Origin of the sequence: Thioalkalivibrio sp. ALE23 (genome assembly GCF_000378545.1) — a bacterium.
GTDB lineage: Bacteria > Pseudomonadota > Gammaproteobacteria > Ectothiorhodospirales > Ectothiorhodospiraceae > Thioalkalivibrio.
The window spans coordinates 1-25316 of the sequence record NZ_KB900035.1 but is presented as its reverse complement, the minus strand read 5'-3'; the positions used below and the strand labels follow the sequence as shown (position 1 = coordinate 25316).

General features: G+C 67.9%; 27 protein-coding genes. 17 read left to right on the top strand and 10 right to left on the bottom strand.

The genetic code is table 11. The features are described 5' to 3' along the window. Positions 1-45: 45 nt before the first annotated feature. Entirely contained in the window at positions 46-1236 is a 1191-nt protein-coding gene (locus F573_RS0110410) for a murein hydrolase activator EnvC (protein ID WP_019022532.1), read from the bottom strand. A gap of 105 nt (positions 1237-1341) precedes the next feature. Here F573_RS0110410 and F573_RS0110405 point away from each other — a divergent pair, with 105 nt between their 5' ends. Genes F573_RS0110405 through F573_RS0110385 form a run of 5 tightly spaced genes read left to right on the top strand, consistent with a single transcriptional unit; the run spans position 1342 to position 3929 of the window. After that, positions 1342-1629, top strand: a complete 288-nt coding sequence (locus F573_RS0110405) for a helix-turn-helix transcriptional regulator (RefSeq protein WP_051073636.1) — start codon at positions 1342-1344, stop codon at positions 1627-1629. A gap of 19 nt (positions 1630-1648) precedes the next feature. Next, complete coding sequence (locus tag F573_RS0110400) at positions 1649-2077, top strand: rhodanese-like domain-containing protein (RefSeq protein ID WP_019022531.1); 429 nt, start codon at positions 1649-1651, stop codon at positions 2075-2077. Position 2078: 1 nt separating this feature from the next. Next, entirely contained in the window at positions 2079-2369 is a 291-nt protein-coding gene (gene grxC / locus F573_RS0110395; RefSeq protein ID WP_018868917.1) for a glutaredoxin 3, read from the top strand. 17 nt (positions 2370-2386) lie between these two features. After that, positions 2387-2923: a protein-export chaperone SecB gene (gene secB, locus F573_RS0110390; RefSeq protein WP_018868918.1), complete on the top strand. Its 537-nt coding sequence runs from the start codon at positions 2387-2389 to the stop codon at positions 2921-2923. Positions 2924-2936: 13 nt separating this feature from the next. Next, positions 2937-3929, top strand: a complete 993-nt coding sequence (locus tag F573_RS0110385; protein WP_019022530.1) for an NAD(P)H-dependent glycerol-3-phosphate dehydrogenase — start codon at positions 2937-2939, stop codon at positions 3927-3929. Positions 3930-3938: 9 nt separating this feature from the next. Here the strand turns inward: F573_RS0110385 and F573_RS0110380 are convergent, their stop codons facing one another. Beyond that, entirely contained in the window at positions 3939-4403 is a 465-nt protein-coding gene (locus tag F573_RS0110380; protein ID WP_019022529.1) for a tRNA (cytidine(34)-2'-O)-methyltransferase, read from the bottom strand. Here F573_RS0110380 and F573_RS0110375 point away from each other — a divergent pair. After that, positions 4402-5370, top strand: coding sequence for a dihydroorotate dehydrogenase (locus F573_RS0110375; protein ID WP_019022528.1), 969 nt, complete (start codon positions 4402-4404; stop codon positions 5368-5370). The genes F573_RS0110380 and F573_RS0110375 overlap by 2 nt on opposite strands. Before the next feature lie 27 nt (positions 5371-5397). Here the strand turns inward: F573_RS0110375 and ntrC are convergent, their stop codons facing one another. The 6 genes from ntrC to F573_RS0110345 form a co-directional block, all read right to left on the bottom strand. Further along, a complete protein-coding gene (gene ntrC, locus F573_RS0110370) occupies positions 5398-6858 on the bottom strand; it encodes a nitrogen regulation protein NR(I) (RefSeq protein ID WP_019022527.1) in 1461 nt (486 codons plus the stop codon). Continuing rightward, a complete protein-coding gene (gene glnL, locus F573_RS0110365) occupies positions 6855-7961 on the bottom strand; it encodes a nitrogen regulation protein NR(II) (protein ID WP_019022526.1) in 1107 nt (368 codons plus the stop codon). The genes ntrC and glnL overlap by 4 nt, the downstream gene beginning before the upstream one ends. 155 nt (positions 7962-8116) lie before the next feature. Further along, a complete protein-coding gene (locus tag F573_RS0110360) occupies positions 8117-8494 on the bottom strand; it encodes a DUF4124 domain-containing protein (protein ID WP_026300901.1) in 378 nt (125 codons plus the stop codon). After that, positions 8473-9261: a hypothetical protein gene (locus F573_RS0110355; RefSeq protein ID WP_019022524.1), complete on the bottom strand. Its 789-nt coding sequence runs from the start codon at positions 9259-9261 to the stop codon at positions 8473-8475. The genes F573_RS0110360 and F573_RS0110355 overlap by 22 nt, the downstream gene beginning before the upstream one ends. Beyond that, positions 9255-9650 (bottom strand): DUF2782 domain-containing protein, encoded by a 396-nt coding sequence (locus F573_RS0110350; protein WP_019022523.1) that lies wholly within the window; start codon positions 9648-9650, stop codon positions 9255-9257. The genes F573_RS0110355 and F573_RS0110350 overlap by 7 nt, the downstream gene beginning before the upstream one ends. Next, entirely contained in the window at positions 9650-10375 is a 726-nt protein-coding gene (locus F573_RS0110345) for a TIGR00730 family Rossman fold protein (protein WP_018868927.1), read from the bottom strand. Before F573_RS0110345 ends, F573_RS0110350 begins: the two co-directional genes overlap by 1 nt. A gap of 139 nt (positions 10376-10514) precedes the next feature. Here F573_RS0110345 and polA point away from each other — a divergent pair, with 139 nt between their 5' ends. From polA to F573_RS0110330, 3 genes are read left to right on the top strand one after another with little or no spacing between them, the layout of a single operon-like run. Beyond that, positions 10515-13226, top strand: a complete 2712-nt coding sequence (polA, locus tag F573_RS0110340; protein ID WP_019022522.1) for a DNA polymerase I — start codon at positions 10515-10517, stop codon at positions 13224-13226. A gap of 27 nt (positions 13227-13253) precedes the next feature. Beyond that, positions 13254-13760, top strand: a complete 507-nt coding sequence (locus F573_RS0110335; protein WP_019022521.1) for a hypothetical protein — start codon at positions 13254-13256, stop codon at positions 13758-13760. Positions 13761-13790: 30 nt separating this feature from the next. Next, positions 13791-14426, top strand: a complete 636-nt coding sequence (locus F573_RS0110330; protein ID WP_019022520.1) for an SCO family protein — start codon at positions 13791-13793, stop codon at positions 14424-14426. Between the two features lie 212 nt (positions 14427-14638). Here F573_RS0110330 and yihA read toward each other — a convergent pair whose 3' ends face one another. Then, positions 14639-15280 (bottom strand): ribosome biogenesis GTP-binding protein YihA/YsxC, encoded by a 642-nt coding sequence (yihA, locus tag F573_RS0110325; RefSeq protein WP_019022519.1) that lies wholly within the window; start codon positions 15278-15280, stop codon positions 14639-14641. Positions 15281-15440: 160 nt separating this feature from the next. On the opposite strand from yihA, the gene F573_RS0110320 reads away from it, so the two are divergent. The 8 genes from F573_RS0110320 (at position 15441) to F573_RS0110285 (ending at position 25078) form a co-directional block, all read left to right on the top strand. Then, positions 15441-16064, top strand: coding sequence for a cytochrome c (locus F573_RS0110320; protein ID WP_019022518.1), 624 nt, complete (start codon positions 15441-15443; stop codon positions 16062-16064). A 261-nt stretch (positions 16065-16325) separates the two neighbouring features. Next, entirely contained in the window at positions 16326-18419 is a 2094-nt protein-coding gene (locus F573_RS0110315; protein ID WP_019022517.1) for a cytochrome c biogenesis protein ResB, read from the top strand. 28 nt (positions 18420-18447) lie between these two features. Beyond that, positions 18448-19620, top strand: coding sequence for a c-type cytochrome biogenesis protein CcsB (gene ccsB, locus F573_RS0110310; RefSeq protein WP_018868934.1), 1173 nt, complete (start codon positions 18448-18450; stop codon positions 19618-19620). Beyond that, positions 19621-20250, top strand: coding sequence for a thiol:disulfide interchange protein DsbA/DsbL (locus F573_RS0110305; protein ID WP_019022516.1), 630 nt, complete (start codon positions 19621-19623; stop codon positions 20248-20250). It abuts the gene before it with no gap. Between the two features lie 29 nt (positions 20251-20279). Next, entirely contained in the window at positions 20280-21926 is a 1647-nt protein-coding gene (locus F573_RS0110300; protein WP_019022515.1) for an acetolactate synthase large subunit, read from the top strand. Between the two features lie 42 nt (positions 21927-21968). Beyond that, positions 21969-22817 (top strand): endonuclease/exonuclease/phosphatase family protein, encoded by an 849-nt coding sequence (locus F573_RS0110295; RefSeq protein WP_019022514.1) that lies wholly within the window; start codon positions 21969-21971, stop codon positions 22815-22817. 86 nt (positions 22818-22903) lie between these two features. Then, complete coding sequence (locus F573_RS0110290; RefSeq protein ID WP_019022513.1) at positions 22904-24184, top strand: GGDEF domain-containing protein; 1281 nt, start codon at positions 22904-22906, stop codon at positions 24182-24184. Between the two features lie 15 nt (positions 24185-24199). Then, entirely contained in the window at positions 24200-25078 is an 879-nt protein-coding gene (locus F573_RS0110285; RefSeq protein WP_019022512.1) for a PfkB family carbohydrate kinase, read from the top strand. A 3-nt stretch (positions 25079-25081) separates the two neighbouring features. Here F573_RS0110285 and F573_RS15255 read toward each other — a convergent pair. Next, on the bottom strand, positions 25082-25316 hold a 235-nt coding region (locus tag F573_RS15255), incomplete at its 5' end, for an integrase core domain-containing protein (RefSeq protein WP_019022511.1).

Here is a 25316-nt window from a genome sequence, read left to right as displayed (position 1 = left end):
CCGAGGTCTTTCTGCGGATATGCGCCCAATTCTAGCATTCCGCCCTTACTGTGACGGCCACCATGCCTGCGGGTTCAATGTCTGCCCCTCCCGCCGTACTTCGAAGTACAGTCCCGGCGCGATGGCGGGACTGCCTTCCCCGGCGCGACCCACCGGCTCGCCTGCATCGGCCGATTCCCCCGGCCCGGCCAGGATGTCTTCGAGGTTGCCGTACAGCGTCAGGTAACCGTCCCCGTGATCCAGGATCACCAGGAACCCGTAGCCCTGCATCCAGTCCCCATAGACCACACGACCCTGATGCACTGCCCGCACCGGCGCGCCGGAGGGCGCCTCCAGCACCACCCCGTTCCACTGGCTGCGCAGGCTGCCCCGGCGTTCGCTGCCGAAATCGCGGATGACCCGCGCATCCACCGGTCGCGGCAACTCCCCCTCCAGATCCGCGAACGGGACATCCGGATTGACCGCGCGGGACCGAGGGGTCGCCTCCTCGCCCGTTTCTTCTTCGGCGGTGGTGGCATGGCGTTGCTCTTCGATCTCCGTGATCACGCGATCCAGGGTCTCGGCGTTGCGTTCGAGGCGCTCCAGCTCGAGTGCCTCGTCTTCCATGGCCGCCTCGAGCTCCTTCAGTGCCGCCCGGCGGGCCGCTTCCTGGCGCTCCAGCTCGGCCATCGCTTCGCGGGTTTCGGTTTCGCGACGTGCCAGCCGTTCGCGCTCCTCGGTCAGATCGGCACGCGCCGCCCGCAGCTCCTCGATCCGTGCGTGCAGGTCTGCCAGGGCCCGTTCCCGCGCCTGCTGAATGGCGGACGCGTAAACGGGGTGGTGCCGCTGTCCGTCTTCCGTCGGTCGGTCACGCTGCCCGTGGCGCGCCTGCAGCCACTGGTCATGCACCAGTCGCGCCGCGTCGCGTCGCTGCTCGTGCAGCCGTTCCTCGCGTCGGGCCACGCGCGCCTCGTGCTCGGCAATCACCTCCTCCTGGGCCTCGCGGCGGCGTTCCAGCTCATCCAGTCGTTCGCGTTGTTCGCCCGCGCCCCGGGCGGACGCGGCGATCCGGTCTTCCAGATCGGCGACTGCCGCGCGTCGTTCCTCCAGCGAACGTTCGACGTCCCGGATGGCCTCCAGGGTCTTTTCCAGCTCCGCCTCGGGTTCCAGCGCCGTGGCCGGCACGGCAACCAGCAGGCCCGCCAGCAGCAGGCCAACCCATGAAAGCGACAGGGACAAGATTGCGTGAATCCGCATATCGGGGTACGTTTGCGTTCTAATATTCTCACCCAGTGGCAGGGGTCTTGCCCCTCCGAACGAGAGGCTGCCGTGAGCGACGAACCGTGCATCGAAGACGAACTGATGTCGCAGGACGAGGATATCGAGAGGGCCTCGCGCTCGCTGAAGGCCATGTCCCATCCGCTGCGGCTCAAGATCCTGTGCATTCTGGGCGACCGGGAGGTCAGCGTACAGGAAATCGTGGATCAGGTCGGGACCTCGCAGAGCAATATTTCCCAGCACCTCGGAATCCTGCGTGACAAGGGCATCCTGGCCACGCGCAAGGACGCCAATCGGGTCTATTACCGCGTGGGGGACTCCCGCACCCTGCGCCTGATCGGTATGATGCAGGACGTCTTCTGCCGTTCCTGAATCCCGACCGGTCTCCCGCATGCTTGAACGACTGCCCGAATTCCTCGCCAACAACCCGATTCTGACGGGCGCCCTGGTCGCGGTGCTTGCCCTGATCATCTACGCCGAGTTCCGGCGCCTGACACGCAAGTACCGCGAGCTGGCGCCCACCGAAGCGGTGCGCGTGATGAACCAGGATGATGCCCTCGTGCTGGACGTGCGCGAGCACAACGAGGTCTCCGGCGGCCGCATCGGTGGCGCGAAGCATATCCCCATCGGCGAACTGAAAAAGCGCATGCAGGACATCGAGGCGTGGAAATCCAGCCCCGTCGTGGTCTATTGCCGCAGCGGCAACCGGTCCTCCATGGCCGCGAACCAGCTGACGGCGGCCGGCTTCGAGGACGTGGTCAATCTCTCCGGTGGCATCCAGGCATGGGAAAATGCGGGCATGCCGCTGAAGAAGAAGTGACATGCGCTTCGAGGTCTACTCTACCGGGCACTGCCCTTTCTGCATCCTCGCCCGCCGCCTGCTGAACCAGCGCGACCTCGGCTTCGACGAATACCGCATCGATCGGGACTCCGGGCTGCGCCACGAGATGGAACAGCGGGCGGACGGACGCACCAGCGTCCCGCAGATCTTCCTGGGGGACACCCATATCGGCGGCTACGATGAACTCCAGGCCATGGAACGGTCCGGCGAGCTGGACCGCCTGATCGAGGCCTGCGGGGGCGTGGACGCCGGCGATTCCACGAACACCTGAAAGGATCCGAACGCACCATGGCTGAAGAAAACCAGACCGACGCGGCCGCACAGGGCGGCCAGGGCTCCGACGGCCCCGAATTCTCCATGCAGAAGGTCTTCATCAAGGACCTGTCCTTCGAGGCCCCCGGCGCCCCGGAGATCTTCCTCAAGGAATGGAAGGGCGAGACCGGCATCCAGCTCAACACCCAGGCGCGCCCGGTGGGCGAGCAGGAAGGGGTCTACGAGGTCGAGCTGGGCCTGACGGTCACCACCGAATCCAACGGCGAGACCGGCTACCTGGTCGAGATCAAGCAGGCCGGGGTGTTCATCGTGCGCGGTTTTTCCGAGGAACAGCGCAATCAGCTGCTGGGCGCCTACTGCCCCAATGCGCTGTTCCCCTTCGCCCGCGAGACGGTTGCCGACCTGGTCCTGAAGGGCGGATTCCCGCAGCTGCTGCTGCAGCCGGTCAACTTCGACGCGCTGTATGCCAAGCACCTGAAGGAACAGCAGGAAGGTTCGGGTCAGGGCCAGGGAGGCAACGGCGCCGCCGTCACGGCCAGCGAAAACCCCTGAGCCGGCCCGGCGCATGCGCATCGCGGTACTGGGGGCCGGTTCCTGGGGGACCGCCCTGGCGGTGCATGCCGCACGCCTGCACGACGACGTGCGGCTGTGGGGGCGTTCGGCCGAGACCGCCGAGCGCCTCCAGCGCGAACGCGAGAATCCCCGCTATCTCCCGGGCCTGACCTTCCCGCGCAACCTGCGGGTGACCGCCGCGTCGGAGGTCGTCGACGGCGTCGACCTGGTGCTGGTGGTCGTGCCTTCGGGCGCCTTCCGCGAGACCCTGCGCTGGCTGCGGCCCCGGCTGGAACCGGGGCAGGTCGTGGCCTGGGCCACCAAGGGGCTGGAAACCGGGACCGGTGCCTGGCTGCACGAGGTGGCCGAGGCGGAACTCGGCCCCGGACAGCCGGCGGCCCTGATCTCCGGGCCTTCGTTCGCCGCCGAGGTCGCGCGCGGTCAGCCCACTGCCCTCACCGCCGCCTCGGCCGACCCGGAGCGCCGGCGACGTCTGGCGGATGCCTTCCACGGCGGTTCCATGCGCATCTACGGCAACCCCGACGTGATCGGCGTGGAGCTGGGCGGGGCGTTCAAGAACGTCCTCGCGGTGGCCTCCGGTATCGCCGACGGGGCCGGGTTCGGCGCCAACGCCCGCGCCGCGCTGCTGACCCGCGGGCTGGCCGAGTTACAGCGCCTGGGCGAGGCCCTGGGGGCGCGGCCGCAGACCCTGACCGGGCTGTCCGGCCTCGGCGATCTGCTGCTCACCTGCACCGACGACCAGTCGCGCAACCGCCGCGTCGGTCTTTTGCTGGGCCAGGGTTACGACCTGGCGACCGCGCGCGAGCGGGTGGGCCAGTCGGTGGAAGGGGTCGAGACCGCGCGCGTGGCAGTGGAACGCGCGCATGCCGCCGGCGTGGAGATGCCGATCTGCGAGGAGGTGCACGCGGTGCTCTACCGTGGCCGGCGGGTGCACGACGCGGTGCGGCGCCTGCTGGAGCGCGACCCGGTCGCCGAGAATATCTGACCCATCGGCTCATTCGCCGCCGGCGAAGTCCAGCTGGCGCCAGGCCTCGTAGATCACCGCCGCGACCGAATTGCCGAGATTGAGGCTGCGGCTGCCGGGCTGCATCGGCAGCCGCAGGTGTCGCTCCTCCGGGATCGCGTCCAGTTCCTGCTGCGGCAGGCCGCGGCTCTCGGGGCCGAACAGGAAGGCATCGCCGGCGGCGAACGCCGGGGTATCAAAGCGGCAGGTGCCGCGCGTGGTGATCGCGAACACCCGCCGCGGGGCCACGGATTCCCGCCAGGCGGCCAGGCTGTCATACTCGCGGACCCGGGCCCATTCCCGGTAATCCAGCCCCGCGCGGCGCAGCCGGCTCTCGTCGAGGCTGAAGCCCAGCGGGTGGATCAGATGCAGGGCCGCCCCGCTGTTGGCGGCCAGACGAATGACGTTCCCGGTGTTCGGCGGGATCTCGGGCTGATACAGGACGATGTGAAACATGAGCGAAGCGCGCGACGATTCGCGGCTCTCCCTGGAATTCTGCGGGCTGCATTTCAACACGCCTCTGGTGCTGCTGTCCGGCTGTGTCGGCTTCGGCGAGGAATATACCCGGGTGGCCGGCTTTTCCAACCGCGATGCCGGCGCGGTGTGCCTCAAGGGCACCACCGGGGCCGCACGGCCCGGCAACCCCCCGCACCGGGTGTACGAGACCCCGGAGGGCATGCTCAACGCCATCGGCCTGCAGAACCCCGGGGTCGAACAGGTGGTCGGCGGGATCCTGCCGGGGCTGGATTACGACGAGACGCGCTTCATCGCCAACGTCTCCGGCTCCACCATCGAGGAATACATCGCAGTCACCCGGGCCTTCGACGATTCCCCGGTGGACGCGATCGAGATCAACATCTCCTGCCCCAATGTGAAGGAAGGCGGGGTCGCCTTCGGCAACGACCCCGACATGTCCGCGCGGGTGGTCGAGGCCTGTCGCTCGGTCACGCAGAAGCCCCTGATCACCAAGCTCTCGCCCAACCAGACCGACATCGCCGAGAACGCCCGGCGCTGCATCGAGGCGGGTACCGACGGCTTTGCCGTGATCAACACCCTGATGGGCATGGCGGTGGATGCCGAGAGCGGCCGCGCGGTGATCGGCAACAACCAGGGCGGACTGTCGGGCCCGGCGATCAAGCCGGTGGCGCTGCTGAAGGTCCACCAGGTCCACCAGGTAGCGAAGGCCCACGGCATCCCGATCATCGGCCAGGGCGGGGTCACCCGCGCCGAGGATGCCCTGGAATTCCTGCTGGCGGGGGCTGCTACCGTGGGCGTGGGTACCGGTCTGTTCTACGATCCGCTGTGCCTGCCGAAGATCCTCGCGGGCATCAACGACTACATGGACCGCCACGGGATCGGCCACGTGAGCGAGCTGACCGGGCGGCTGCAGCTGAACGAGGGGTTCTCCGGCTGCGGCGCCTGACGCGCCGGCAGCGCCCGGGCCCGCCGGTTACGGTCGCTCCTCGTTCATACCCAGCTCCTGGATCTTGCGCGTCAGCGTGTTGCGGCCCCAGCCCAGCAGGGCCGCGGCCTGCTGGCGGTGTCCGCCCGAGGCTCGCAGCGCCTCGCGGATCAGCGTGCGTTCCATCGCCGGCTGCAGGCTTCCCAGCACGTCCCGGTCACCGCGTTCCCAGTGCTCGCGGGCCACGCGCGCCAGTTCATCGGTCCACTCCCGGGGTTCGATCGGCACGGCCTGTGCCGGTCCCGGTCCCGGTTGCGGCGTGCCCGTGGACCGGGGCGCGTCATCGCGGCGCAGTTCCGCCGGCAGGTCGTCCAGGTGCACCTCGCGTCCGGAGGCCATCACCGTCAGCCAGCGACAGGTGTTTTCCAGCTGGCGCACATTGCCCGGCCATGGCAGGCGCTGCATCTCCGCGACCACCTCGGGGCGCATCACCTTGGGCTCCACGCCCAGCTCGGTGGCCACCTCGCTCATGAAATGATTGACCAGCAGCGGGATATCTTCCGGCCGCTCGCGCAGCGACGGCACATGGATGCGGATCACGTTGAGGCGGTGGAACAGGTCCTCGCGGAACTGCCCCGCGCGCACCCGCTCTTCCAGGTCCTGGTGGGTCGCGGCGATGATGCGCACGTCGGTATGGATGGGGGTATGCCCGCCCACCCGGTAGAAAGTGCCGTCGGCCAGCACCCGCAGCAGGCGGGTCTGCAGGTCGAACGGCATGTCGCCGATCTCGTCGAGGAACAGGGTCCCGCCGTCGGCCTGCTCGAAGCGGCCCTTGCGCGTCTGGCTGGCGCCGGTAAAGGCCCCCCGCTCGTGGCCGAACAGCTCGCTCTCGAGCAGGTCCTTGGGGATGGCCGCGGTGTTCAGGGCGATCAGCGGCTGCCCCGCCCGCGGACTGTGCTGATGCAGCGCGCGTGCGACCAGCTCCTTGCCGGTGCCCGATTCGCCGTTGATCAGCACCGTGATATTGGAGCGTGACAGGCGGCCGATGGCGCGGAACATCTCCTGCATCGCCGGCGCCTCGCCGATGATGGGGGTTTCCTCGGCGCTGCCCTCGTCGGGCGTTGCGGCCGCCAGGCTGTCACGGCGGGCCTCCAGGGCACGCTGCACCAGGGCCACCGCCTCGTCCACGTCGAACGGCTTGGGCAGGTATTCGAACGCCCCGGTCTGGTAGGCGCCCACCGCGCTCTCCAGATCGGAGAATGCGGTCATGATGATCACCGGCGGCGCGTCACCGCGGCTCTGCATGCGCGCCAGGAAATCGAGCCCGTTGAGCCCCGGCATGCGAATGTCGGCGACGATGGTATCCGGGGTGTCTTCCGTCTCCAGGGCCGCCCATGCCGCGTCGGCGGACTCGAACCCGCGCACCGCGATATCGGATCGGCTCAGGGCGCGTTCCAGCACCCAGCGGATGGAATCGTCGTCGTCGATGATCCAGACCGTCGGATTCATGCGTCGGGGCTCTCGCTGGCGGGCGGTCCGGCCACGGGCAGGAGGATGTCGAAGCGCGTGGAGCCGGGCCGTGAATGGCATTCGATCAGGCCGTCATGCAGCTGGACCAAGCTCTGCGCGATCGGCAGGCCGAGGCCGGTGCCGCTGTCGCGGCCGGTGACCATGGGGAAGAAGATCCGCTCGCGGACCTCCTCGGGGATTCCCGGCCCGTTGTCGCGCACGCTCAGGCGCGCGACCAGCCGGTGGCGTTTGCCGGAAACGGTGTACTGGCGCAGGATGCGCGAGCTGAGCACGATCTCGCCCTCGTCGCCCAGCGCCTGCAGGGCGTTCTGCACCAGGTTGAGGAGCGCCTGCACCAGCATGTCGCGATCCGCTTCGATCTCCGGGATCGAAGGGTCGTAGTCGCCGCGGATCTTCACGCCCAGCGGCAGCTGGACGCTGATCAGGCCGCGCACATGCTCGAGGACCTCGTGCAGGTTAAGGGGGGCGCGCTGCGGCATGTTGTTGGGGCCGAGCATGCGGTCCACCAGCGAGCGCAGGCGGTCGGCCTCATGGATGATGATGCGCGTGTATTCGCGCAGGTCGGGATCGTCCAGTTCTCCGGCCAGCAGCTGCGCGGCGCCGCGCAGCCCGCCGAGCGGGTTTTTGATCTCGTGCGCCAGCCCGCGCGTGACTGCGCGCGAGATGGCCTGCTGCTTCTGCAGCTGTTCCTCGCGCGAGATGCGCTCGTGCCGGTCGATCGCGCTGAGTTCGAACAGCAGCCGTCCGGGTTCGTCACCCTCGCCGTGCAGCGGCGTGATCACCACGTCGGCCAGGAAGCTTTCCGCGCGCAGCGGTTCCAGGCGCCGCGCACGCAGGGTGATCGGCTGGTCCCGGGTCAGGGCGTTGCGCAGACGGGTGGTCAGGTTGCGGTCCAGATGCAGCCACTGGCCGAGCGGGTGACCGAGGATGCGCTCGCGGCTGAGGCCCAGCAGGACCTCGGCCGCGCCGTTCATCGCCTGCAGCCGCAGATCCCCGTCGGTGACCATCACGGCCGTGGACAGGTCGTCCCACCACGGGGGGGTGGGCAGCGAGGCGGGCGAAGGGGGCGTATGCGGGCTCATCACCCGGTTTCAAGCATGAAGTGCGCCAGAATGGCCACGAGGGCGTCGCAGCGCTTCGTCCGGGGGCGTTGTGCGGTGGCGCTCTGATGAGGTGCAGTCATTGCCCCATTGTAGGGCATTCTGTGCATCAAAGTGGTGCGATGCCCGTGGCTGGCTCAGAAATCCACCAGTTCCACGGGCACCGGGACGTCCTCGATCGAAGTTTCGTCTTCATCGTCGGTCTCTTCGTCCGCATCCGCATCTTCCTCCGGCTCGTCGTCCGTCGGGTCTTCTCCCGGCCGCCGGATCGGGCGTTCGAGGATCTCGCGGGCATTCTCCAGGGGGACGGCGCCCATCGGCTCCTGAACCTCGATGCGTTCGCTGCGCCCGTCGCCGGGTGCCTCGTCGGAGAGATGCACCACACCGTCTTCATCCACCCAGCGGTGGACCTCGGTGGAGGCCAGAACGCCGACGCCCGGCGCCCCGGCGATGGCCAGGGCCACAAGCCCCGCGAGGGAGGCCCGCGGGGTCATCAGGCGGCGGGCCTTACCCATACCGACTGCACCCGGGTGCCGGCGTCCTGCAGGCCGGCCAGGCGCGGATCGGGGCCCGCGGGCGCGTGGCCGGCCTCGATGCGTTCCAGCCAGTCATCCAGCGCGGCCATGCGCAGGAGCGTCGGGGCGGCGCCGCGTTCGATCGCGCTCAGCGGGCGCTCGCGGTGATAGCCATCCAGCAGGGCGCGGTAGCGTTCGCGATCGAGCTCGCCCGTCTCGCTTACGGCCACCGCCAGCGCGATGCGCGCCAGTTGCCAGAACGCCGGAACGGGGGCCGGCGGGAGCGTCAGATCCGCCAGTCCGGTGTATTCGCCGTGCCGCCGGACCGAGCGCCAGAAGCTGCCGGCCACCGGCAGGTCCTCGAACCGGTACAGCCCCTGATGATGCAGCTCGCGGTTCAGTTGTTCGCGCGCCTGTTCGTCCAGGGTGGCGCTCAGGTCTTCGGTACGTTCGCGCAGCTGCTGCTGCAGTACCCCGCGGCGCCAGACGCCGTCCTGCGGCAGGGCCTCCGCCGGATGCCAGGCCTGCCAGCGGGCCGCGAGGCGGCCCAGCGCCTCCGGCGTGCCGGGACCGCTGGCGATCGCCCCGGGCTCCGCAGCGTTGCCGCGCTCCAGGACCCAGCGCGCGCGATCCCCGTCGAGCTGCGGGGCATCGCCGGCGGCGGGCAGCCCCACGGGCGCGCCGGCCGCCCGGGCGGCGGCAAAGGCTGCTTCCAGCGCCGCGGCACCCGCGACCGGCAGTTCCACGGTCGACTGCGTGGTTACCATTCCAGGATCCTCCAGCGGGGCGGGGTGAAACCGGGGGCCAGGTCGTCGCGGCGTTCAAGATCGCCTTCCCCGGTGACGTCCACCAGATAATAGGTCGGGCCGGCGGCCGGGGTGACCTCGACGATCACCAGATCACCGTCCACGCGATATTCGCGTCGCCGCTCGCCATCGCGCTCCATGATGATGACGTCCGCCTCTTCCAGTTCCTGCAGCTGGCGGGCGCGCTCGTCCAGCACCGGCGGCGGCGCGGGCTCGTCGCCGGCGGCCTCGTCGGGCATGTCGGGCGGTGGCGGGGCGTCTTCGAAGTCCTGCGCCGCCAGCGGCCCGGCGGCGAGAACAAGGCCCAGCAGGGCAGCGGCCAGCGCCGTGGCGCGGGTGCTCGTCATCATCAGAGCTCCATCAGTCGTTGTTTCTCTTCCGCCGAGGGCTCGAAGCTGCGGGCCTCGTAGTACTCGAAGATCACGTCCACGACCTCCTCGGGGGTGTCCACCACCGAGTATAGATTGAGGTCCTCGGCATCGATGGTCCCATGGGTGACCAGCGCGTCCTCGAACCACTGCAGCAGGCCTTCCCAGAACTTGCTGCCCACCAGCACGACCGGGATGCGGCGGGTCTTGCCGGTCTGCACCAGGGTCAGGATCTCGGCCAGCTCGTCCAGGGTGCCGAAGCCGCCCGGCAGTACCACGTAGGCGGAGGCGTACTTGACGAACATCACCTTGCGCGAGAAGAAGTGCCGGAACCCCAGGCCAATGTCCTGGTAGGGGTTGGCGTGTTGTTCGTGCGGCAGCTGGATGTTGAGCCCGATGCTGGGGGAATGGCCGGCGAACGCGCCCTTGTTGGCGGCCTCCATGATGCCCGGCCCGCCGCCGCTGACCACCGCGAAGCCCGCGTCCGACAGCTGGCGCGAGATCTGTTCCGCAAGCAGGTAGTCCGGGTGATCGGACGGGATGCGCGCCGAGCCGAACACGCTGACCGAGGGCTTGATGTGCGCCAGGCGCTCGAAGCCCTCCACGAACTCCGCCATGATCTGGAAGATCTTCCAGCTCTCGCGGGTCAGCGAGGAATCGTCGATGGGCCGCAGCCCGGGGTGTTCGGCTCGATCGTGATCGTTCATGGGGGGGCGCGTTCTTTGCACTCTGGGGCGCCTAGACTAACCGTGGCCCGACGGCCGCACAAATCGCGCCGGCGCTGCTCGGGCCGGGGCCCGCAGCCTGCTAGAATGCTTCCCTCGCAAGCCCAGCCGGATCCGCATGATGTCGCAAGCCCCGCTCGTCCTGGTCGACGGTTCCTCCTACCTGTTCCGGGCCTACCACGCCCTGCCCCCGCTGACCGCCCCCGACGGCCACCCCACCGGGGCGCTCTACGGCGTGGCCAACATGCTGCGCAAGCTGCGCGCGGACTATGCCCCCGAGCGCATGGGGGTGGTGTTCGACGCGAAGGGGCCCACCTTCCGCGACGAGATCTACCCCGAATACAAGGCCACCCGGCCGCCGATGCCGGAGGAGCTGGCGGCGCAGATCGAGCCGCTGCACGAGCTGGTGCAGCTGATGGGCTTCCCGCTGCTGTGCGTGGAAGGGGTGGAGGCGGATGACGTGATCGCCACCCTGGCCGACCGCGCCGCGGCTGCCGGGCAGGATGTGGTGATCTCCACCGGCGACAAGGACCTGGCGCAGCTGGTGGACGGCCACGTGACCCTGGTCAACACCATGAGCGGCACGGTGCTGGATCCCGCCGGCGTGCGCGAAAAGTTCGGCGTGGAGCCGGAGCAGATCGTCGACTACCTCGCGCTGATGGGCGACAGCGTGGACAACATCCCGGGGGTCGAGAAGGTCGGGCCCAAGACTGCAGCCAAATGGATCGCGAAGTACGGCGACCTCGACACCATCCTCGAGCGGGCCGACGAGATCGGCGGCAAGATCGGCGAGAATCTGCGCGCCGCGGCCGATCGCCTGCCGACCTCGCGCGAGCTGATCACCGTGCGCCGGGATGTCGAACTGCCGCTGGGCCCCGATGACCTCGAGCTGCGCGAGCCCGATTCGCAGCAGCTGCTGGAGCGGGTGCGCCACCACGGGTTCTCCCGCTGGCGGGCGGAGCTGGAAGGCGGCGACGCCGGCGACGCTGCCTCCGGTAACGACGGTAATGCCGATCCTGGGCAGGCGGCCGAATATCACACCGTGCGGGACGAGGCGGCATTCACCGAGCTGCTGGAACGCCTGCAGGGCGCCGCGCGGGTCGCGTTCGACACCGAGACCAGCAGCCTGGAGGCCATGCGGGCCGAGCTGATCGGCATGTCCTTCGCGTTCGAGGCGGGTACCGCCTATTACTTGCCGCTGGCCCACAGCGGTCCGGATGCCGATCCGCAGCTCCCGCGCGAGGCGACCCTAGAGCGCCTGCGGCCGTGGCTGGAATCGGCCGAACACGGCAAGCTCGGCCACAACCTCAAGTACGACCGCAACGTGCTGGGCAACCATGGCATCGTGCTGCGCGGCATCGTCGATGACACCATGCTGCAGTCGTTCTGCCTCGACGCCGGCGCCAACCGGCACGACCTGGATTCCCTGGCCGAGCGCCATCTGGATCACCGCATCACGAAATACGAAGACGTGGCCGGCAAGGGGGCGAAACAGATCCCGTTCGCCGAGGTGGACGTCGGCATCGCCACCGATTATGCCGGCGAGGACGCGGACATCTGCCTGCGTCTGGACGCCCTGTTCCGGCCGCGCCTGAACGAGGCCGAGGGCCCGGCCTTCGTCTACCGCGAGATCGAGATGCCGCTGGTGCCGGTGCTCGCGGACATCGAGCGCGCCGGCGTGAAGGTGGACCCGGACCTGCTCGGCGAGCAGAGTCAGGAGCTGCTGAGCGAGATGGAGCGCATCGAGCGCGAGGCCTTCGACGAGGCCGGTACCGAGTTCAATCTCGGCTCGCCCAAGCAGATCCAGGAGATCCTGTTCGAGCGCCTGGGCCTGCCGGTGCTGCGGCGCACGCCCAAGGGCCAGCCCTCCACCGCCGAGGACGTGCTGGAGCAGATGGCGGACGACTACGCCCTGCCGCGGCTGATCCTTGAGCACCGCGGCCTGTCCAAGCTGCGCAGTACCTATACCGAGACCCTGCCGCGGCGTATCCACCCGGAGACCGGGCGGGTGCATACCTCCTATCACCAGGCCGGCGCCGCGACCGGGCGCCTGTCGTCCTCCGAGCCCAACCTGCAGAACATTCCGGTGCGCACCGAGGCCGGACGGCGCATCCGCCGGGCGTTCATTGCCGCACCCGGCTATCGTCTGCTGGCGGCCGACTATTCGCAGATCGAGCTGCGGATCATGGCCCATCTGTCGCAGGACGCCGGCCTGCTGCAGGCCTTCGCCGACGGCCAGGACATCCATCGCGCCACCGCGGCGGAGGTCTTCGGGGTCGACCCGGATGCGGTCACCGGCGAGCAGCGCCGCGCGGCCAAGGCGATCAACTTCGGCCTGATCTACGGCATGTCGGCCTGGGGGCTGGCGCACAACCTGGGGATCGAGCAGACCGAGGCGCGGGAGTACATCGACCGCTATTTCCACCGCTATCCCGGCGTGCACGACTACATGGAGCGGGCGCGCGAGCGCGGGCGCGAGCAGGGCTATGTGGAAACCCTGTTCGGGCGCCGGCTCTACCTGCCCGAGATCAACAGCCGCAACGGGGCCCGCCGGCAGCAGGCCGAACGCGTGGCGATCAACGCCCCGATGCAGGGTACCGCGGCCGACATCATCAAGCGTGCGATGGTGCGCATGGCGCAGGACCTGGACGGCAACGGGCTCGATGCCCGCATGATCATGCAGGTGCACGACGAACTGGTGTTCGAGGTTGCCGACGATGCAGTGGAGGCCCTGGGCGAGCGGGCCCGCCGCGCGATGGGCGGGGCGGCCGAGCTGGATGTCGAGCTGCTGGTGGACATCGGCGTCGGAGATAACTGGGATGATGCCCACTGAGGCTCCTGTCGGAGCCGGAGGCTGAGCATGGCGGATCTCGAATCACTGGCCCGCGGGTTCAACCGCGTGGCCCCGTGGCTGGTCGCGGGCCTGCTGCTGGCGGCCGGCTGGGTGGCGGCGGACCGCTACCTGGCCGGCGGGGGCGGCGGCGACGATGTCGTGGTGGTGACCCCGGAGATCTGCGATCTCAATGAAGGGGCCTGTACCGCTCAGCACCCCGAGGGAGGCGAGATGACCCTCGAGATTACCCCGCGGCCGGTCCCCATGCTGCGGGAGCTGGAGCTGCATCTGCGGCATGTCGGGCACGACGGGCGCGACCCCGAATGGATCGAGCTGGATTTTGCCGGGGTGGAGATGTACATGGGCTTCCAGCGCCCGCGCCTGGAACGCGTGGGCCCGGGTGAATACGCCGGCACCACCACCCTGCCGATCTGCACCACCGAGGCGATGACCTGGGCGGCGACCGTGCTGCCGGAAGGCGACGGCGACGCCGCGCGGGTACAGTATCGCTTCGTGACCGCCCGCGACCACTGACGTACGGGCTTCCACCGAGGATTGCGCACGATGTCCCGACTTCCCCTGACCACCCTCCTGTGGGCCCTGGCCGCCGTCGCCGCGGCCGCGCTGCTGCTGTATGTATGGCTGGTGCCCGGGCAGCCCCCCGCGGGCGAGGCCGCCACTCACGAAGACATCCCGGTGGCCGACCGGGTGACCGGCGGCCCGTTCCAGCTGCCGGTCTCCACCGAGGGGGAGGCCTTCGATCTGCGCGATCTGGAAGGACAGTATGTGTGGCTCTATTTCGGCTATACCTCCTGTCCGGATGCCTGCCCGGTCAGCCTCGGATGGATCCGGATGGCGCTGGAGCAGCTCCCCGAGTCGCTGGAGGACCGCGTCAGCGCGGTGTTCGTTAGCGTGGATCCCGAGCGTGACGACCGCGAGCACCTGGCGGAATACACCGACCATTTCCATCCCCGGATCCAGGCGGCCACCGGCCCGCACGATGCGCTGGAGCCGGTGGTGGAGCAGTACGGGGTGTTCTACGAGAAGACCGACAGCCAGTCCGCGATGGGCTACGTGATCGATCACAGCTCGTCCACCTACCTGGTGGGGCCGGAGGGCGACCTGCTGGAGATCCATTCGCACGGGACTACGGCGGATGAACTGGTGGCGACCCTGCAGGCCCATGCGGAACGCGAGTGAGGGCCGCGGTTGCGCGCGCTTTCCCGGGTTGTGACGCATTCCCGTCCGACAGTAGAAGGACCGGGAACTTCACGGCCGGTCAAGCGTCATAAGGGGTGAGCGCCGTGGCCCGGCGTTCCCCGCTTCTCTCCCTGAGCGGGAAGACCTCGCCTCCCCCTGTCGAGGTCGCTGTTGCCCCGATCCTCCTCCCCGGGATCGGGGCACTTTTTTGTTCACGGTCTTTCTTCGGCCCCGCTGTCCCCGTCCTCCGCCGTTTCCTCCTCCAGCCATTCCGCCAGCAGCCCGCGCAGGTCGTCGACGCCCTGGTTCTTCAGCGTGGAGAAGGTCTGCAGCGAAGCCTCGATTCCGGCCTCTTCCAGGCGTGCGTGGGTGGCGTGCAGCTGGCGCTCGGCTTCCTGTCGCGAGATCTTGTCGGCCTTGGTCAGTACGCAGTGCAGCCGCCGGTTCGCGCCGGTCCATTCGAGCATCTGCCAGTCCAGGTCGGTCAGCGGGCGGCGGATGTCCATGATCAGGACCAGCCCCGCCAGGCACTGGCGTCGGCGCAGATACCCGCCCAGCAGCCGGTCCCAGTGTTCGCGCTGTTTCGCGGAGACCTTCGCGTAGCCGTAGCCCGGCAGGTCGATCAGGCGCCAGTCCTCCGCCGGCGGCAGCGTAAAGATGTTGATTTCCTGGGTGCGGCCCGGCGTGCGCCCGACCCGTGCGAGGGCCTTGCGCCCGCACAGACCGTTGAGGGCGCTGGACTTGCCGGCGTTGGAGCGCCCGGCGAAGGCGATCTCGACCCCCTGGTCCGCGGGGAGCTGGTCGAGGCGGGAGACACCCCGGGAGAAGGCGGTTTCACGAAAACGAGGTTGCATGATCGAAATCATCCTGAGCTGAGCGGGACAGTGGGAAACTTTTGTGGGTTCCCTGGCGTTGTGCTATAAACTGCGCCCCAGATTTTGATCGCCCTTCTACACGGGGCACAAGGAACGGGTCGAGGCCCGGCACGCATATACAAGCAGGAGATTCTCCATCATGAACCACAAGCTTTCCGCTCTCTTTGCTGCCCTGTCCGTCTCCCTGATGCTCCCGCTTTCGGCGGCCCAGGCGGGCGATCCCCAGCGCGGTCAGGAACTCTCGCAGTCCTGCGCCGCCTGCCACCAGGCCGACGGCAACAGCACCAATCCCGAGTGGCCCAAGCTGGCCGGGCAGCACCCGAAGTACACGGCCAAGCAGCTGCGCGACTTCCAGGATGGCGAGCTCCGCTACAATAACCTGATGGCCGGAGAGGTCGCCGACCTCAGCGAGCAGGACATGAAGGACCTGGCGGCCTATTACGCCGAGCAGAGCATCACGACCGAGACCGCGGACGAGAGCGTGGTCGCCCGCGGCGAGCAGATCTATCGCGGCGGCATCCCGTCGGAAGGCGTGGCCGCCTGCATCGCCTGCCACGGCGCCCAGGGCCAGGGCAATCCGGAGGCCATGTTCCCCAAGGTTGCCGGTCAGCACGCGACCTACAGCCTGGACCAGCTGCAGCAGTTCCGTGACGGCGAACGTCGCAACGACAACGGCCAGATGATGCGCGGCATCGTCGGCAACATGTCGGATGAAGACATGGAAGCCGTGGCCCAGTACATAGCCGGCCTGCAGCCGAACTGAGCACGGTACGTACGGCCCGGGTGCGCAGCGGTGCTCCGGGTTCGTCCGGTTTACGAGGGGGCGGCTTTGGCCGCCCCCTTGTCGTTTCGGGGCCCGGAGAATGCCGGGGGAACCCGGACACCGGAATGAAGTCGGAAGACGGGACGTCTGGTCCCGCGCCCTTCACGCAGCGCCGGAACCCAGCGTCCGTGCGGAATGTCGTGGAAATTGAATTTCCGACCGCGTCCCGACACATTCGGGGCGATTAACGCAGGTTTGAACATGGCAGAATCCCATCAGCCCGAAGGGGCCTCCGAACACAGCAACCGGACGGGCTCCGAGTCCTCGTCCGGCCGTCAGGCCCGGACCCCGCGCCGCAGCCGGATCATCGTCGAATTCCTGGGGTCGATGAACCTCGCGATCACCCTGCTGGTGGCCCTGGCCATCGCCTCGGTGATCGGCACCGTGCTGGTGCAGAACGAGCCGTACACCGAATACCTGATCCAGTTCGGGCCCTTCTGGCACGAGATCTTCGCCGGGATGGGGCTCTACCAGGTCTATTCGGCGACCTGGTTCCTGCTGGTGGTGAGCTTCCTGGTGGTTTCCACCGCCTTCTGTGTCTACCGCCAGACGCCGGGTATCCTCAAGGACCTGCGCCGCTACAACCTGCAGGTGAAGGAAAAGTCCCTGCGTTCCTTCCCGGCCAGTTCTACCGGCGATCTGGGGCAGTCGCAGGAGGATTTCCTCGCCCATGCCCGCCGGGTTCTGAAGGCCCAGGGTTTCCGGGCGCGGGAAAAGACGCGAGACGGCGAGACGGTCGTCGCCGCGATGAAGGGGCGCTGGAACCGCCTCGGCTACCTGCTGACGCACGTGGGGATCGTGGTGATCTGCGTGGGCGCGCTGCTCGACGGCCAGTTCCTGCTCAAGGTCAACGAGTGGATGGGCAACGTCGAGATCGAGACCCGCTCCATCCCCGAGTCGCAGGTGCCCGAGATCTCGCGCGTCCCGGTCAGCAACCCGTCGTTCCGCGGCAGCGTGGAAATCCCCGAGGGGGCCTCGGCCAACGTGGTCTTCCTGCCGGTACGCGAGGGGTATCTGGTGCAGGATCTGCCGTTCCGGGTCGAGCTGGAGGAATTCCGGATCGAGCGCTTCTCCACCGGCGCCGAGCAATCCTACGAGAGTGACCTGGTCATCCATGATCCGGAACGCGACGAACCGTTGCGCGCCACCATCAGCGTGAACGACCCGCTGATCTACGATGGCTATGCGATCTATCAGTCCAGCTTCGCCGACGGCGGTACGCGCGTCGAAATGGAGGCCATCCCGCTCGGCCCCGGGGCCCTGCGCGGCGTGGACTTTCCGGGCCGGATCTTTGACGAGATGGATATTCCGGCCCCCGGGGGCGAGGAGTTGACGATCGAGTTCATCGACTTTTCCGTGGTGAACACCCAGGCCCTGCTCAACGAGGAAGGCGAGGAAGAAAACGTGTTCCTCGGCCCGCGCGTGGATTTCCGCCTGGTGGACCGCACCGGCGCGGGGCTCTATTACCGCAACTACCAGAATCCGATCCCGCAGGAAGGGGCGAAATATTTCCTCAGCGGTGTCCGCGAGAGTCCGGCCGAGGAATTTTCCTACCTGTTCATCCCCGCGGACGCGGATGACTCGCTGGATCGCTTCCGCACCTATCTGACCATGCTTCACGATGACGATGTCCGCATGGCCGTCGCGCAGCAGGCCGCGCGGGGTTCGGAGGACATGATGGGCGGAGAAGAAGGGCGCCAGGCGATCGCGCGCACCGTCAGCATGCTCATGCAGACCTTCGCCGAAGGCGGTTACCCTGCGGTGGACGCCGAGATCGAGCAGCGCATCCCCGAAGGCCAGCGCGAGCAGCTCGGCGGCCTGCTGTTCCAGGTCCTGAACTCCGGGCTCCAGGGCCTGTACATGGAAGTCCTGGAGGAAGAAGGCGTGGTGGCGATCACCGAGGCGGAACAGCGCTGGCTGGAAGATGCCGTTTCGGCCATCAATGCCCTCAACTTCTACGGCTCGCCGTATTTCTTCCGCCTGGACGACTTCGACCATCGCGAGGCCTCGGGCCTGCAGATCGCGAAGGCACCGGGCGAAAGCACGGTGTACACCGGCAGCCTGATGCTGATCATCGGGATCTTCCTGATGTTCTACGTGTCCTACCAGCGTCTGTGGATCGTGGCACGTCCGAACGAGGACGGCAGCGGCACCCACGTGGTGATGGCGGGCACGAGCAACCGTCACCGGGTGGAATTCGAGAAGCGCTTCGCGCATCTTAAACGGTGGATCATCGAGCAGAAGAACGTTGGCGACGATGAATCGCCGGATTCTGCAACCAACAAGAACGACTAAGTCGCACGCAGTCGGAGGAGAGCGCCCCATGTCTGTACCCCACGAGGCCCTGGATTTCGAACGGCCCGGATTCTTCCGGCAGCTGCTTCTGCGGGACTGGGCCTACATGGCCCTGGTCCTGGCGGTGGCGGTCACGGCCTATGCCATGTACGGCCACATGATGGACCGCTACGACACCGGCGGCCTGATCCTCGCGGCCGGCATGAGCGCTTGGCTGGGCTGGTTCTGGCGGCCCTGGCAGCTGTTCTCCGTCATCGTGGCGGCGCTTTCGCTGTTCGGGGTCTGGCTGTACGGGGATGATCTGGCGCGCGGCGAGAGCGTGTTCTGGCTCAACTACATCGGTTCCGGCCAGGCCGGGGTGATGTGGATGAGCGTGATGGTCTACCTCTCCACGGTTGCCTATGCCGTGGGTCTGTTCTCGCGTTCCGACTTCCCTTACCGCGTTGGCGGGGCCTTCGCCTGGATCGCGGCGGGTGCGGGCCTGATGGCCCTGATGGTGCGCTGGCGCGAGATCTATCTGCACGACCCGAGCTGGGGCTACATCCCGGTCGCCAACCTTTACGAGGTGTTCGTGCTGATGGTCGCGATGATCGCGCTGATGTACCTGTACTACGAACAGCGTACCGGCCAGCGGGGCATGGGTGCCTTCGTGATGCTGGTGGTCGCGGCCTCTACCACCTTCCTGCTGTGGTACATGTTCGATCGTGATGCCCACATGGTCGAACCGCTGGTGCCGGCGCTCAACAGCTGGTGGATGAAGATCCACGTGCCGACCAACTTCGTCGGCTACGGCGGATTCGCGATCGCGGCGATGCTGGGCGTGGCCTATCTGGTGCGCCACCGCATGGAACGCACCCGTCCGGACTCCCGTGTGCTGGCCCGCATCCCGAGCAAGGATGCGCTGGACGGGGTGATGTACAAGGCCATCGCCATCGGCTTCGCGTTCTTCACCATCGCCACCGTGCTGGGCGCGATGTGGGCGGCCGAGGCCTGGGGCGGCTACTGGACCTGGGACCCGAAGGAGACCTGGAGTCTGATCCTGTGGCTGACCTACGCGGCCTGGCTGCACATGCGCTTCACCAAGGGCTGGCGCGGTCCGGGCATGGCCTGGTGGGCGGTCATCGGTCTGTTCGTGACCACCTTTACCTTCCTGGGCGTGAACATGTTCCTGTCCGGCCTGCATTCCTACGGAGAACTGTAAATGAAGCGTCGTCAGTTTCTTGGAACTCTGGCCGGTACGGGCGCCCTGCTGGCGTCCGGCCGCCTGCTGGCCGACTTTGCCGAAGGGCGTAACTTCATGCGCCTGGACTCGCCCGTCGATTACGGCCTGGAACAAGGCCGCATCAAGGTGGTCGAGGCCTTCTGGTACGGCTGTCCGCACTGCTACTCGTTCGAGCCGCTGGTGCAGGAGTGGAAGGCCACTCTGCCCGAGGACGTCGAGTTCGAGTACATGCCGGCACCGCTGAACGATGTCTGGGCATTGCATGCGCGCGTGTACTACGCCGCCGAGCAGCTCGATATCGTCGAGGCCATTCACCAGCCGTTCTACACCGCGATTCACGAGCAGGGGCGCGAGATGCGCTCGGAGAGCGCGATCCTGCGATTCGTCAACCAGATGGATCAGGATGCCGACGCCTTCCGCGAGGCCATGCGTTCGGAAGACGTGGCGCGCAAGGTCGGCCGGTCCGCCGAGCGCGTCCGCGAGTACCGTCTGGAAGGCGTCCCGTCGATGGTGGTCAACGGCGAATCCGTGGTTTCGGCCAGCATGACCACCAGTCACGAGCAGATGCTGGAGATCGTCGATCACCTGATCGCCGAGGCCCGGGGCTGAGCGCCCCGGCCCGACCCTCGAGGGAACGCATGTCCGATCCGTCGCCGACCACCGCACGGCGCCTGGTACAGTGTCTGGAGCAGGAAGGGGTCGAACGGGTCTTCGGCCTGCCCGGCGAGGAGAACATGGCGGTCCTCGATGCCCTCGAGGACTCGCCGATCGAGTTCGTCACCACCCGCCACGAGCAGGGCGCGGCCTTCATGGCCGATGTCCACGGCCGCCTGTCCGGCCGGGCCGGGGTCTGCATGGCGACCCTGGGGCCCGGTGCGACCAACCTGATCACCGGTGTGGCGGATGCCAACATGGACCACGCGCCGCTGGTGGCCATCGCCGGCCAGGCCAGCACCCATCGGCTGCACAAGGAATCCCACCAGGTCCTGGACCTCAAGGGGCTGTTCGGTCCGGTCACCAAATACGCCTCCAGTGTGGTGGAGCCCGAGATCCTGCCCGAGGTCCTGCGCAAGGCGTTCAAGTGGGCCGAGGGCGGCAAGCCGGGGGCCAGTTTCATCGAGCTGCCGGAAAACGTGGCTTCCCAGCCCTGTCCGGTGGCCCCGCTTCCGGTCCATACCGGGGCACCGGCGGTGCCGGCCGAGGTGTCCCTGGCGGCTGCCGCCCGGCTGCTGGAGAATGCCCGCCATCCCCTGATCCTTGCCGGCAACGGCGTGATCCGTTCCGGGGCCAGCGAGGCCCTGGCGCACTTCGCGGGGACCCTGAACATCCCGGTGGCCAACACCTTCATGGCCAAGGGGGTGCTGCCGTTTCGCCACCCGCTGGCGCTGGGCAGCGTGGGCCTGCAGAGTCGCGACTATGTCCACTTCGGCTTCGACAAGGCGGACGTGGTCCTGTGTATCGGCTACGACCTGGTCGAATACCCGCCGTCACTGTGGCACCCGGAGGGTGACTGCACCCTGATCCACGTGGATGCCTCCCCGGCGGAGATCGACGGCCACTATGACATCCAGGCCGAGGTAATCGGCGATCTGGATACCTGTCTGCGGGATCTCGCGGAGCGGGTCAGCCCGCGCGAGGAGACCGTGCTGCGGCCCCTGCGCCAGTTGCTGATCGACGACATGAACGAGCATCGGGAGGACACCGGTGTCCCGATGAAGCCGCAGAAGATCATCTGGGATCTGCGCACCGCCGCCGCACTGGATGCCGTCGTGATCACCGACGTGGGTGCCCACAAGCTGTGGATGGCCCGCATGTTCCGCTGCGAGCAGCCCAACACCTGTCTGATCTCCAACGGGTTCGCGAGCATGGGCATCGCCGTGCCGGGGGCAGTGGCCGCGGCCGCGCTGGACCCCGGCCGCCAGGTCGTGGCGGTCACCGGAGACGCCGGCTTCCTGATGAACGTGCAGGAACTGGAGACCGCCGTGCGCCTGGGCCAGAATTTCGTGGTGCTGGTGTGGAACGACAGCGCCTATGGCCTGATCGAGTGGAAGCAGGTGCGCGAATATGGCCGCAAGGCCTCGGTGGACTTCGGCAACCCCGACTTCGTTGCCCTAGCCCGGTCGTTCGGGGCCGAAGGGGTGCGCATCGAGCCCGGCGACAGTCTGGAACAGGCCCTGCGTTCCGCCCTGGCGCGCCCCGGAGTCACCGTCATCGACTGTCCGGTCGACTATTCTGAAAATCTCAAGCTCACGGAACGCTTGGGGGATCTCGTCTGCCCCTTCTGAACAGGAGTCCCGTGAGGGATGACGGGCAGGAAGGATGACACCATGACGGAAAACGGCGCGTCCGCGGAGCCTGGCGAACCCGCCCGTGGTCTGGTCTGGCAGCCGGAGGCTGCGGGCCAGCGACTGCGTCTGCTGAGTTTCAATGCCCAGGTGGGCATCCATTCATCGCGTCTGCATCATTACGTCACCAACAGCTGGAAGCACGTGCTGCCGTACGGCGGACGCATGACCAACCTGGAGCGCGTCGCCCGCTTCATCCGCGACTTCGACATCGTCGGCGTGCAGGAGCTGGACGGCGGCAGTCTGCGCTCGCGCTTCGTCGATCTGTCCAGCTGGCTGTCCGACCGTGCCGACTTCCCCCACACGTATACCCGCATCAACCGTGATCTGGGCCAGATCGCCAAGCATTCACTGGCGCTGTTCTCACGGATCGAGCCGGTGCATGTGCAGATGCACAGCCTGCCCGGGCCGCTGCCAGGACGCGGGGCGGTGGAGGCGCGGTATGCAATGGGGAATGGCGAGGAGCTGGTGCTGTTCCTGCTGCACCTCGCGCTGAGTCGGCGCGCGCGTCGCCAGCAGCTGGACTATGTGGCCGAACGCATCGAGGATCAGCCGCACGCGGTGGTGATGGGCGATCTCAACTGCCAGCAGGACAGCCCCGAGATCCGCCGTCTGGTCGCGCGTACCGGGCTGATGGAACCCATGGCCTGCCCCGCCACCTATCCCGCCTGGGACCCGCAGCGGGTGTTCGATCACATCCTGCTGACCCCGGACCTGCACGTGTCCGACATGCGGGTCTACAACGTTGCGCTGTCCGATCATCTGCCCGTGGGTGTCGAGATCCAGCTCCCCGCGAGCGAACGTCTGGCCGCCGGGACCGCTCCCGCATGACCGGTCCGCGCGCCGCATTTCCGGGGTTCGGCGGTGGCATTCAGGTCGCCCATCAGCTGTAATGGGCGCCCGTACAGGGGAGAGCCATGGCCGACAACGACCTGCGCAAGAACGTCATCGAACTGGAGTCGGCGCTCAATGCCGAGCGCGAGCGCATGCGTTCGCTCCGGCGCGTGGCCCTGCGCGCCCTGGCCGTCCTGTCGGCCCGCGAGCCTGATCTCGAGGGCGCGGTGCATGACCTGACGCGCACCATCGAAGACAACCCCGAGGATACCCGGGCCCTTGATCGCATGAGTGCCCGGCTGGCGGACACCATCCGCCAGCAGGACCAGCGCGAGGACCTGGAAGCCGGTTTGCTGGCCGCGCTGGAGAGCGGGTTGCAGGGCTTCACGTTTCTGGCCGAAGACCTCGCAAAGGTCCATCAGGCCGCCGAACGCGGAGACGCGGACCTGACGCGCCGAAGTCTCGCGCGGGTGTTCTCCGCGTTGCAGGAGAACTGCGGCCAGGCGCTGGCCGAGCGCGAGCAGCTCTCGGAGGTGATGGGCGAGATCCGTTCGCGCCTGAATGACGTGGATTCGGCCCTGTCGGCCGACCACGACCACTCGGAACGCACGCGGACGTCCATCCGCGAGCTGCACGAGAACATCTCCGGGGATGTCAGCAGCATCAAGGGCCGCGTGGTCGACATCACCGACATCGACACCATGCGCCGCGAGGTCGTTGAGGGCCTCGACCGGGTCGCCGACCGGGTCCGCGATTTCCGCGATACCCGCGAGGCCGAACTGCTGGCAGCCCTGGAGCGCAACCGGGCCCTGCGTGCGCGCAGCCAGGAGCTGGAGAACCAGGTCGCCGGGCTGCATGACCGACTGTCCCGGGCGCGGGACGAGGCCACCCGCGACAAGCTGACGGGGCTCCTCAACCGGCACGCCTTCGACCAGCGGATGGCCGCCTTCCCGGCCGATGCCGGCCCGGCCTCCCTGATCGTCTGGGACATCGATCATTTCAAGCGTATCAACGACGAATACGGTCATACCTCGGGCGACCGCATCCTCAAGGCCGTCGCCGAGGTGCTGGCCGAACGCGTCAGTGAGCCCGACTTCGTCGCCCGTTACGGCGGCGAGGAGTTCGTGATGGTGATGCATCAGCCGCTGGAGGCCGCCCGCGAACAGGCCGACCAGCTGCGTCGCGAAGTGGCCGCCATCGTGGTCAGGGCCGGCAGCAAGCGCCTCAAGGTCACCATCTCCGGCGGCATGACGGAGCTGCGTGCCGAGGCGCCCGAGGGTACCGCCTTCGAGCTGGCCGACAAGGCTCTGCTGGCCGCGAAACGCCAGGGCCGTGACCGTATCGTCGCCGTTGCGCCGGTCTGAGCGGAGGGTTCGAGAATGCCGGAAGCATCCGACGTGATCTTTGGTGAAGTCCTGTTCGACCGTTTTCCGGACGGCCATGAAGTCCTGGGCGGAGCCCCGTTCAACGTCGCCTGGAACCTGCACCAGCTGGGGGAACCCGTGCTGTTCGTCGGTGGTGTGGGAAACGACGCCGCCGGGCGACGCGTGCGCGAGGCCATGCGCGAGGTCGGCCTGGCGGAAGACGCACTGTATACGCACCCACAGGCCCCCACCGGCGCGGTGCAGGTGACGGTGGAGAACGGCGAACCCGCTTATCACATCCTGCCCGACCAGGCCTATGACGACCTGCCTGCGGCGGTCGACCCCGCGGTGCCCGCCCGCATCCCGCTGCTCTATCACGGTACGCTGGCCCTGCGCAGCGGCAACCGCGAGCTGCTGGCGGCCCTGCGCCGGCGCTGCGAACGCCGCTTCGTCGACGCCAATCTGCGCGAGCCCTGGTACGACCCGCAGGACGTGCGCGACCTGCTCCGGGGTGCCGATGTGGTCAAGCTGAACGCCGACGAGCTGGCCACGCTGTTCCCGGACACCCCGGCGGCGGAGCGCGCCGATCACTGCCTGCAGGCCTGCGACATCCAGTCCGCGCTGATCGTCACCCTGGGCGCCGACGGCGCCAAGATCCATCCGCGCGCCGGTCAGCCCGTGCGCGCCCGCGCCCCGGTGGTGGAAGGCATGCAGGACGCGGTAGGCGCCGGCGACGCCTTCGCCAGCGTCGCCATCCTGGGCCTGCGCCGCGGCTGGGGCTGGGAAGGCACCCTGCACCGGGCGCTCGACTTCGCCGCCCGCGTGTGCACCCTGCAGGGTGCCACCACCACCGATCCCGGGTTCTACCGCAGCGCGGCGGCGGCCTGGACTTAGTTGTTAGGTGTCGGGCCCCGGCTGATTGTATACACGTTTACGAAATAAATCGGGGCGTTCCTGTTGCCAGGCCTTGAGTGTCTCAACCGGCGTTCGGTGCCCCAGCGCCTTCTGCCCGATCTGATGGTTGTAAAGGCGCTGGTAGTCCTGGAGGGTGTCCTTCATGTGCTCTCCCGAGCCGAAGCGCCGGGTCCGCAGCAAGTCGGCGATGCGGCCGTTGAAGCGCTCCACCATTCCG